Annotated in this window: 6 protein-coding genes and 2 pseudogenes; 5 read left to right on the top strand and 3 right to left on the bottom strand. The window is 41.3% G+C overall.

Annotation, left to right across the window (positions count from 1 at the left end):
• Positions 1-625 precede the first annotated feature (625 nt).
• The 4 genes from JF50_RS07665 to JF50_RS07650 all read left to right on the top strand — a co-directional run bounded on the left by JF50_RS07665 (position 626) and on the right by JF50_RS07650 (position 2,959).
• The gene (locus JF50_RS07665; RefSeq protein ID WP_039608892.1) at positions 626-1,450 is read left to right on the top strand and encodes an alpha/beta hydrolase family protein; all 825 of its coding nucleotides are present in this window, start codon (positions 626-628) and stop codon (positions 1,448-1,450) included.
• Positions 1,451-1,534: 84 nt separating this feature from the next.
• Positions 1,535-1,687, top strand: coding sequence for a hypothetical protein (locus JF50_RS27120; RefSeq protein WP_160290454.1), 153 nt, complete (start codon positions 1,535-1,537; stop codon positions 1,685-1,687).
• A gap of 219 nt (positions 1,688-1,906) precedes the next feature.
• Positions 1,907-2,569, top strand: a complete 663-nt coding sequence (locus JF50_RS07655) for a hypothetical protein (protein ID WP_039608891.1) — start codon at positions 1,907-1,909, stop codon at positions 2,567-2,569.
• A 126-nt stretch (positions 2,570-2,695) separates the two neighbouring features.
• Positions 2,696-2,959, top strand: coding sequence for a hypothetical protein (locus JF50_RS07650; RefSeq protein ID WP_039608890.1), 264 nt, complete (start codon positions 2,696-2,698; stop codon positions 2,957-2,959).
• Positions 2,960-4,238: 1,279 nt separating this feature from the next.
• On the opposite strand, the pseudogene JF50_RS07640 reads toward JF50_RS07650, so the two are convergent.
• A pseudogene (locus JF50_RS07640) lies at positions 4,239-5,648 on the bottom strand (alpha-amylase); the annotation flags it as partial.
• Positions 5,649-5,776: 128 nt separating this feature from the next.
• A pseudogene (locus JF50_RS07635) lies at positions 5,777-7,791 on the bottom strand (alpha-amylase).
• A 255-nt stretch (positions 7,792-8,046) separates the two neighbouring features.
• Between JF50_RS07635 and JF50_RS07630 the strand changes: the two are divergent.
• Positions 8,047-8,547: a DUF523 domain-containing protein gene (locus tag JF50_RS07630; protein ID WP_039608888.1), complete on the top strand. Its 501-nt coding sequence runs from the start codon at positions 8,047-8,049 to the stop codon at positions 8,545-8,547.
• Between the two features lie 5 nt (positions 8,548-8,552).
• On the opposite strand, the gene JF50_RS07625 is transcribed toward JF50_RS07630, so the two are convergent.
• A partial coding sequence (locus JF50_RS07625) for a cation:proton antiporter (RefSeq protein WP_039608887.1) occupies positions 8,553-10,889 on the bottom strand: 2,337 nt, incomplete at its 5' end.

Raw genomic sequence — 10,889 nt, 5'->3', positions numbered from 1 at the left:
ACTATTCTATGGTTTCCGGAGCAAGTCCGGAGTGACATAGAGAGAATCTGCTTTGGTTTAATAGGGGCGTAACGACTACCTTTGGTTAGAATGGTTCATTTCACCTTGCGTGAAAAGAATGCCAGCGCTTCGCGCTGTGTCATTAACCTTTCACACGATATTCACCTTGCGCAAATTGAACGTACTCGCTTCGCTCGCAGTCGCTACATTTTGCACGTTGCTACCAAGCATTGAAACTGGGTGGCGCTTACCATGACAGTGAATATAGGGAGAAATCTACTTAAGTTATGTATCAGCGGTTCTGTGTTAATATTGCTTAGTCAACATAAACTCGACGATGTGATTTAAAAATGCTGAACGAGTTGTCATTAAGTTAGCGCTAAACGATAGCTGTGTTTATATAAAGTCTTGCTGTGTTCCTACCATAGTCAAGAAAACGACCCTTTGGGTCGCTTTTATCCTTTCCTTAATGTCTATAATGATTGAAAAATATAACTGTAGCAACAGGTTAGTTATTGTGATAAAACTGGGTGCAATGATAACAATGCCCCATGGCTTGGTAGAAAAACGACCTATTCGGTCGATATTAGATTGTTATTACCACAATAGATATCAGGAAGTATCATTGAAATTTTTATTATTTTTATCAATTAGTCTTTTTTTCGTAAATACGGTTGAGGCTCAATGTAATAGTTCTTTGAATGACGTAAATGTTCAGGGTGTTTGTACTAAAATAAAAACTTACAAAAGTGGCGAAATCACAAAAACACCAGTACTCGTAGTTGCACTGCATGGTGACTCACCGTTTAATAACCCGTCTTATCAATATGAATTTGCAAATCAAATAGCTCTGCATTCTATAAATACTGTAAGCGTGGGTATGCTTCGCCCTGGATATACTGATCATTTAAAACGTACTTCTGATGGCATTCGAGGTGAAACGGTTGGGGATAATTATGATGAATCAAGAATCCATCAAATAGCAAAAGCGATTCAAAAACTGAAGGAATACCACAATTCAGAAAAAGTGATCCTTGCTGGTCACTCCGGAGGTTCTGCCATAACAGCTAAGTTAATTGCTCTATACCCTAGACTTATTAACCATGCATTTATTGTATCCTGCCCATGCAACATCCCTCAATGGAGAGCGGATATGTATAAAAGTTCTCATTATGAAGGTTTTAAAAAGAGTCTAGTTACTATTTCACCAATTGAGATGATTGACAATGTGGCTAATGATATCGGTATTACATTATTCGTTGGTAAAGATGATAAGGTAACGAGGCCATATCTGAGCAATGAGTATTTTATTGCACTTAAAAAAGCAGGTAAAAAAGTTGATTACCATGTAATTGATGGCGATCACAGATTGTTTTTGAACCAGACCGTTTTAAATTCGGTAGTGGACGTGGTGAGTGGCTATAACAAGCCAAGTCAGCCGGATTTGTAACATTGTCACGATTTTTTCTTTCCCACTTCGCGGGCAAAAAGCCCGCCAATACTAGTCAACACTGCTTGGGGCGTTATGTGAATTATGGATAGTCGAGCATTTTCAAAATTAATTGAGTTCTTAGAAAAAGTACCCTCTGTCACAGGTGTGATAGTGCATGGCTCTGAAGAGAAAGAAAGTTGGTGGGTTAAATTCACAATTGATACAACACATCATTTAGCGTGGAATACAGTCTAATAATTAGGACATGTTTTAAATTATTTATCACTAGATGAGAGGCAGACCTGCTTTTCGAAACCTACTTTAAAGAATTAGAAATAAACACATAACAAACCGCTTGAACAGAAGCTCAAAACTCCAGCTGCCTTGTGATTCGCTTCGCTCATTTTATTTCAAGGCAATATCCGTATTTGTCTGGGGTTAGCGGGGCGTTATGCACCTTATGGGAGTTAAGCTGTGTTTTTCAAGAAAAGTGAAAAATTCAAAGTTTATAAATTCTATATTATTGACGATGACCAGAATAAAATAGATAGACCTAAGTTGATGGACTTCATTCTGTTATTTTTCGAGAATAATTTACAAATACCATTGGATTTTGATATCGGCGGTCCTTATGGGATAAGAAAAGGCTCATCTTGTGGCATTCAAGCTCTTAGAAATAAACTCGAAAAACATGGGCACGATAAATATTATGCTTTAAGTGGTGTTACTGAAAATGTTGTAGGATTCGAACTCTTATTTAATGCAGTTTACAATGAACATGCGTATAGTGAATTAATTATTTGGTATAACCCGAAGGATTACGATTTAACTTTTGAAAAGGTAATTCGTGATTTGATATGTAGTTGTGTCATTAGCTATGCATATGAACTAGAAATCGAAGCTGGGTATAACATTAGCACGGAAACAAAGATTAAAAAGGGAATTCTGGGAGGGTTGTCTGTTAAAGTTTCATATGAGCATTTGGCATGGTTGGATGATTATGAAAATGGTGGCTACCGGGATATATTCAAAAATAATTTCATGAATCGCGCCCAACTAGCAAAGATGCAAGAGATAAACCAAAGTCTTAAAGTGAAAGAAATAAAAGGTAAGTACCTAGTAGAAATGGGTGCATAACAAGTCATTCAAGTCGTACAAAAACAGTTGGCTTTGTTCGTGCCTCACAAATTATCACCAACTATTATTAGCTGGTTGCAACGACGTTATGTACTAAGAATTTTGGTCTGCTGATTAGGAAAGACTATGCCTCAATTAAAAGATGGAAGTGATTTTCAAATAGATCACCATATTGTTGGTGATGAATCTGGTTTAAGAAATTTGATTTATGCTTGTGAAAAAGCGATTGAACAAGGCGAGTACATTGGAAATGTCCGTTTTAGTTTTCGTTTGTTCGTGGTTCACTTTTGCTTTTGGACGCAAAACAGCAGGCTTTCGCTCATTCTTCGCTTAGTTTATCCTGCTATTTTTCGCCGTTTATTAAGGCGTTATATACACTCTAAGGTTTGATGTTCTTTATGTTCGAATATTCACCAATAATTATCGGTTTCAGTTCTGTTTTATTGCAATTTTATATATTATCTAGCTTCAGAAGACTAAGCCCTAAATTGGCAACGAAGTTATATGGTGGTGTTGCCTTTAGCTCAAAATGGGAGCACCAAAAAAAAGCAACCAACTTTCTATATAACCCTAAAATTTGGCGTTTTGTTAAACAAACAAATATTAAGTGCGCACTGTACTTGAACTTTACTCTAACACTGACTTTTTTATTTCTAATATTTGTGGGTATTTAGTACATATAACATGTTATTAAAGCGGGAATGCTAAAGCTTAGCTCGGTTTCGCTCCGCTTCACAGTTTTCATTTTTTCTGTGACTATTCTATGGTTTCCGGAGCAAGTCCGGAATGACATAGAGAGAACATGTTCAAAATTAATTGCGGTGTCATGATGTTGATTTCTTATCGGTAATACACCAATCTCCAAATCCGTCATCCTGAACTTGATTCAGGATCTATTTTTTCTGTGACTATTCTATGGTTTCCGGAGCAAATCCGGAATGACGTAGAGAGAACATGCTCAAAATTAATTGCGGTGTCATGATGTCGATTTCTTATCGGTAATACACCAATCTCCAAATCCGTCATCCTGAACTTGATTCAGGATCTATTTTTTCTGTGACTATTCTATGGTTTCCGGAGCAAGTCCGGAATGACGTAGAGAGAACATGCTCAAAATTAATTGCGGTGTCATGATGTCGATTTCTTATCGGTAATACACCAATCTCCAAATCCGTCATCCTGAACTTGATTCAGGATCTATTTTTTCTGTGACTATTCTATGGTTTTCGGAGCAAGTCCGGAATGACGTAGAGAGAACATGCTCAAAATTAATTGCGGTGTCATGATGTTGATTTCTTATTGGTAATACACCAATCTCCAAATCCGTCATCCTGAACTTGATTCAGGATCAATTTTTCTTTGACTATTCTATGGTTTCCGGAGCAAGTCCGGAATGACATAGAGAGAATCTGCTTTGGTTTAATAGGGGCGTAACGACTACCTTTGGTTAAATTGCTCACTTCACCTTGCGCGAAAAGAATGTCAGCGCTTCGCGCTGTATCATTAGCCTTTCACACGATATTCACCTTGCGCAAATTGAACGTACTCGCTTCGCTCGCAGTCGTTACATTTTGCACGTTAATCACCTTGCGCGAAAAGAATGTCAGCGCTTCGTGCTGTGTCATTAACCTTTCGTACGATAGCGCTTTGCACCAAGGCCATACTACTTCAATCTTGCAAGGTGATGTATGGCGATTGCATCCATCGGTTTTAGTTGTATTAAAGCAGTACCGTCTTGCTTTACAGTGATAGATTTCCCTATACACGGCCCTTGATTGGTATCCATGCTCAACTCATCACAATATGTGCCGGGTAGTAAACCGGTTTGAAACGTGGCATACATCATTTTATCTTCGCGATTAATCGCGACAAACCCAAGATCTCCGCGTGAAAACGCAATTTGGTTTTTACCATTGTCCCACCAATTTGAAATGGTTGGATTGTCGGCCGTGTAACTTCTAAAACGCATTGCGCCGGCGATCATGGGTTTTCTATGTTCACATTGCCACAAGGTGTCTTGGCAGTTGAGTTTACCAGATTGGTGAACAGGCACTTTTGGTCCGCCAGCATCAGTATCGCCATTAAATTCATAACTGGACATCACTTTTGGATAACCATACGGATAGGCCAACATAAATACGTTAGCAAGGTCATACAGTGTTTTATCTTTAAACGTGACGATGTCGCCAGCACCACCGTGACCGCGCTGGTTATCGTGGTTGTCTGTGAATATAATGGCTTTTTCACTGGGTATTAAACCCCAGTCCTTAACAAAGGTTTTCAGTGAAGCCAGTTCCCCTTGTTTAAAAACATGGCTCAGTTTGACGCTGTATTTGAACTCTGTGACCATACCGTTGCTGAGATACGGCACTGATGAGATTGCTTCTCCCCCTTGATCTATGACTTCTTGAAAAATAAGCGGTGAGTCATTGAGCTGTTTTAAAATTGCGGCGATATCCTCAGTGGGCATATGTTTACTGGCATCAAGTCTGAATCCTGCCACGCCTAAGCCTGTAAGTTTGTTTAGGTAACTGGCGATTTTTGCCTGAACACCGATAGAGTCAGTATTTAAATCATGTAGGCCAACCAGTTCACAGTTTTGCACGCGCCACGCGTTATTTACGTAGTCAGTGCCATTGATAGTACAGGGTTTGTGGAAATCTTTAGGAGAGTAAATGGGGTAGTGCTTATTGCCATACGACTTGCCAGTAATACTTTTACCGCTACCGTGGGCCATGTGATTAATCACTGCATCGACATAGATGTCCACGCCTTGCGCTTTGCATCGCTTAATCATATCGACAAATTGCGCTTTGTCGCCACTGCGACTGTTTATTTCATAAGTGACGGGCTGATATCTTGTCCACCACTGATCGCCTGCGATATGTTCATTAGGCGGTGACACTTGAACCGCTTTATAACCTTGAGGTCCTAAAAATGTCTCGCATTCAGTGGCAATATCGGGCCAAGACCACTCAAACAAATGTACAAATGTGGTAGGGGTATGCCCTGATGCATTCACGTTGGAAGATGCAATGAGTGCAAGTCCAGCTAGAGTAGGGAGTCGGTTATTTTTCATTCTTATATTTCTCATTTCTTTGAGAAAGACAATATATCGGTCTTATGGGAATAATCGTATTGAATACGTATGCAAAATGGCAACCAAAAACGGTTGCCATACACAAATTTTAAGGTGTTATCTTAACACTAGAGAGCCTGTATGAGGTGTGTGTTTTTACCAAACTCAAATACGTTTAGTTTGCCACACTGCGCGAAGTGGTTATTGCTAGCATAAGGTCGGTTTGCTTGAAGAATATCACTTTCCCATCCTTGACCATTTTTGACAAATGCTTTTAGCTCAAACCAGCCTTGGTGAGTTTGATTGCAATCCATTTCTACATCAAGTTTCCAGTAGTGTGGTCCCCATTGGTTTAAACCCGACTCACCAAATCCATGAAGATCGTAGGTTTTCTTTTCGCCCCAATTTGCAGGCCAAATATTGGTTGTCCAATCTAAAGCAGTCCCTTGGGCATGAATTGATTGATCAGGCTCAGTTGCCTGCCAGTCTAGGTAGGTATCTCCTGATTTCCATGGTGCAGTGGTTTGATTTCTGAGGTTTAGATGTCTAATTGGAATTTGGCAAAGTATGGGGTTTTGGTCGCATTGCAATCCTCGTTGTGACGCTGCATTGTGGTCCAAGCCGCCGCGTACAAACATATCTTGGCCGCTTTGTGTTTGTGCCTTTATAAATACAACCGTTCTTTGCCAATCTTCGTCGCCGTCATTAGGGGTATCTGTAGTCATACTTTGGTGATGGATCGCGATTGCATCCATAGAGGATAGTGATATTTGAGCAGTCCCATCGCCATCAACCGTAATTGCTCTGCCATTGCAATATCCCGAAGTTTTACCGCCAGAAAGCTCGTCACAATATGTGCCCGCAGGAAGACCGGTTGCCAACCTCACATTCATATTGTTCGATTCTCTATTGATGGCCACAAACCCTAAATTACCCGCGCGAAAAAGCAATTTGGTTATTGCTATTGTCCCACCAATTTTGTACTGACCAGTCCATCATTGGTATGATTTCTAAAGCGCATTGCGCCTGCAATAAAGGGCTTTCTGTGCTCACATTGCCATTGCTGTGCGTTGCAATTTAGATTATTACCTTGATGAACGGGTACCGTTGGACCGCCGGCATCGGTATTGCCATTAAATTCATAGCTAGACATTACTTTTGGATAGCCATAGGGGTAGGTAAGCATGAACACATTGGCCAGTTCATATAGTTTACCGTCGTGGAAGGTGACAATAGAGCCTGCACCGCCATGCCCGCGTTGATTGTCATGGTTATCAGAAAATACAACGGCTTTATAGCTTGGCATAAAGCCCCATTGCTCACCAAAAGATTTAAGCCAAGCAAGCTGGGCCTGTTTTAAATGTTTCGCTGAGTTTAATGCTGTATTTGAACTCAGTGACTAAGCCATTTTGAAAGTATTCAGACGCTTGAACTGCTTCACCCCCTTTGATTCTATGACCTCTTGAAACACCACAGATTGCTTATTGAGTTTACCGAGAATATCGCCGATGTCGTTTGCAGGCATATGCTTGCTTGCATCCAAACGAAAACCCGCTACGCCAATATCGAGCAAGTCATTTAAGTAATTTGCAAGCTGCGACTGCACATAAGGTGCATCGGTGTCCAAGTCGTGCAATCCCACTAATTCACAATGCTGCACGCGCCACGGGTTATTGCCGTAATCTTCAGGGTTAATTGCACAGGTTTGATGGAAGTTATTTGAGCTGTAGATGGGGTATTGTTTGTTACCAAACTGACTGCCTGCGACCCCGGTACCGCTTCCGTGTGCCATATGATTTATCACCGCATCAACATAAATATCGACCCCTACAGCTTTACATCGAGAAACCATGTCGATGAACGCAGCTCTATCTCCGCCGCGACTGACAAGTTGATAGCTAACAGGTTGATATCTTGTCCACCATTGACTCCCGGTGATATGTTCACTCGGCGGTGAAACCTGAACTGCCGCATAGCCTTGTGGCCCTAAAAAGGTTTCACATTCTTTGGCGACATCAGGCCAAGACCACTCAAACAGGTGAACAAATGTCGTGGGTGCACCCGTGTTACTAGGCGTAGCATAGGTGCAGTTTGATGCAAGTACCGAAACACTTGCGACGATTGGTAGTATTATATTTTTCATTATTGTGCCTCTCATTTACATGAGTTTTACAATATAAGGTGCTTTGAGGAACATTCCATTGAATACGTATGCAAAATAGGATCAAAGTTGCATGTTGTTGTTTTATAATGCTATGAATTAGGTGGTTTAAGTTGTTTATTATCTATTAAAAGAATAAATATTTCTTTAGTGTTAAATAATTACTCTACTATAATGAACTCGGTGTACTTTTTATGGGTAAATAGAAGTTAGTGCAGTATTTAATCTGGAGTATGGATGCAAAAGGTCTTTGTAAGCGCCTGTTTAATGGGTAATAAAGTGAGGTATAACGGAAGTAACTTATCGCTGGATGAGTCAGATAAGCGTTGGTTAGATTTAAACGTTAAGCTTGTTGGTTTTTGTCCAGAAGTCTCTGCTGGTTTACCGATACCTAGAGCGCCTGCGGAAATTATCGGAGGCGAAGGGCGTGATGTCATCCACCAACAAGCGCGTGTTGTCGGAGATGATGGAGTCGATGTGACCGATGCTTTTTTAGATGGTGCGTATCAAGCGCTGCAAATTTGTTTGCAACAACAAATAAAATTCGCGGTTTTGGCAGAGGGTAGCCCATCTTGCGGAAGTGAAAAAATATATGATGGCACTTTTTCTGGTAAGAAAGTAAACGGTGCTGGCGTCACTGCACAACTGCTCAGATCCAAAGGCATCAAAGTCTATAGCCAACACTCTGTTATGCAGTTAATTGAGCAGCTAAAACGTAATAGCGAAACGGATATCTAAAACAATTAGTTAGTATATTCTTGCATTAACTTGCAAACTACTTGGGTTAATTGGCTATCATTTTGCATTAATTGCTTAAGCTTATCACAAGGTAGCCACATAATATCACAGGGTGTGTCACTGGTAATGTCGGTTGCGCATGCACCGCTTAGCAATGCTGTAAGAGCAATTGATTCGCCCGGCCCTTTATTTGTACAAGTGTGATTTACGTCATTACCTGATGATACGTTCCATTGCTCTTTAACGCTTCCTCTTACAATAACGCCAATTTTCGACATCGGCTGATTTTCGTTGCAAATTACTTGCTGCGCTTCATAAACCTGATGTTCTACAAAAGCGGACAGTTTTTCACGTGTGGTGAGCGGTAAGTTCTTAGCCCAAGGAATATCATTGGTAAATTGCTGTTGCTTGGTCGTTTTGAAGATTGACTCATTTTGAAGATTGGCCATCTTGTCTTCAACGCATGCTAATAACCTTTGTGCTTCGGGTTTATCTAACACAGCTTGCTTAAGTTGTGCGTTGATGACTGCACGTTCGCGATTGAGTAATAACCTAGTGGCAGCTTGTGTCTGTAAGGATTGAATAATTTCTGGAAAACTTTCGTGTAGTTCATTCATGCGCTCTAGTGTACGTGTTTTGTTATCTTTGACATCTTTCAACACTAAATCAGCTGCAGACTGGCTAGGTGCTAACGTTTGGACATGACTTTGCAGTGCCTCTTGTGCGTGCATAAAGCCCCGAGCAATGTCGTAACCCAAGGCAAGCTTCTTAAAGTAAAAGGTCAATAAGAGCTTGTTTAACCATGAATACTGTCTAAGTGGTTGCAGCCATTTTGGGGTTTGCCATACCGTATAAATGGAGGTTCTTGGGCTAATTTGGGGCTCACCGTCAAGGGCAGATTCAACTGCTTCGACTAACTTGCTAGTAGCTTGTTTGCTCAACATCCCTTGTTCAAATTGCGTCCAATAATGTTTGCGTTCAGTCTCGAGCAGTCGTCTTTTGTATGCCGTGTTGAGCTCGTCTGTGGTTATTTTATTATTTGATTCAGTCTCATTGAGCACTTGTAGCTGCGACTTTTGCTTCACGGTTTCCCAGTCTGCGCCTTGCAAGAATGGGTTGGTCATCATCACCGGCAGCATCTCGTGTAGCTCATTACTGATAGTGCCTTGGGCTTTGTCTACGGTCGCTTGCTTTGCCGGAGGTAATGAGCTTAAGCCGAGTATTTTAAGTAACCAGCCCATCGTGGAGCCATTAACCAAAATGGTTAAGACCACGATGCCTGCACATAAAAACAGCACCCGATCACCAATTTCTTTTGGTATTACATCACTGGCGACTACGGCCAGTGCCAAGGCTAATGACACCGCACCGCGCAGTCCACCCCAGCACAGCACCGCGGCTTTTGGAAAATTAATACCAATACCTAATCTAGTTAGGGCCGGCATACACACGGTGATAGAGAGTGCCCGAATGATTAAAATACCAGCGTAAAGTAATGCCAGCATTTTCCATGCTTGCATATCATTCAGTGGTACACGGATAGCGACCAATATGCCAACCAGTAAAAAGATGAGTGTGTTGGCCATATGGGCCATCATTTCCCAAAAATGATGTAAAAATCCAGCGACTTCAGGGCTGATCCGCGTTCGACCGATACTCGCAAACATTATGGCTAACGTGACAACCGCAACAACTCCTGATACGTGAAAATTCTCCGCAATAAAAAAAACTGAGTAAGCTGCCGCAATGGTTAAAGAGATCTCGATCATTGGGTCGTTAAATACATGCTCAATCCACATAATACATAGGCCACCCACGGCTAAGCCTATTGCCAGACCCACCAAGACAACTTGCAAAAACTCGCCAGTGACATGTAAAGGCGATGAAAGTCCAGCGTTGATATCACCACTGTAAGTTGCGGTAACCCACGCAAAAAAGAGTGAAAAGAATACGATTGCGGTACCGTCATTGAGTAGTGACTCGCCTTCAATGAGGGTTTCAAGGCGCTTTCGAGAGCTGACTTCTTTTAAAAGCGCGACGACAGCGACCGGATCTGTGGCACTGATCAAAGCACCAAACATCAGGCAAATGGCCCAGCTCCAGCCCCAGCCATCGGGTACAATGGCAAATATGAGCTCTGCAGTTAACCAAATCGCCAGCATTAAACCAGGGACAGCTAAAATCGCGATTTGTGTAAACATGCGGCGGAATAAATGCACTTCCATGGCAAATGCGCTTTCAAAAATGAGCGTCGGCAAAAACAGATATAAGAATAGGTGAGAGTCTATTTCGGCAACCAAAGATAAACTTTGGCCAAACTCTGGGGCATATGCATTAAATAA

The organism is Pseudoalteromonas luteoviolacea (assembly GCF_000814765.1).
GTDB classification, from domain to species: Bacteria; Pseudomonadota; Gammaproteobacteria; order Enterobacterales; family Alteromonadaceae; genus Pseudoalteromonas; species Pseudoalteromonas luteoviolacea_H.
Note: the sequence above shows the minus strand (reverse complement) of the source record. Positions and strands in the feature narration are given on the sequence as shown.

Coding starts and splice junctions, on each gene's coding strand:
- JF50_RS07630 (WP_039608888.1), top strand. CDS start 8,047: ATGCAAAAGGTCTTTGTAAGCGCCTGTTTAATGGGTAATAAAGTGAGG.
- JF50_RS27120 (WP_160290454.1), top strand. CDS start 1,535: ATGGATAGTCGAGCATTTTCAAAATTAATTGAGTTCTTAGAAAAAGTA.
- JF50_RS07650 (WP_039608890.1), top strand. CDS start 2,696: ATGCCTCAATTAAAAGATGGAAGTGATTTTCAAATAGATCACCATATT.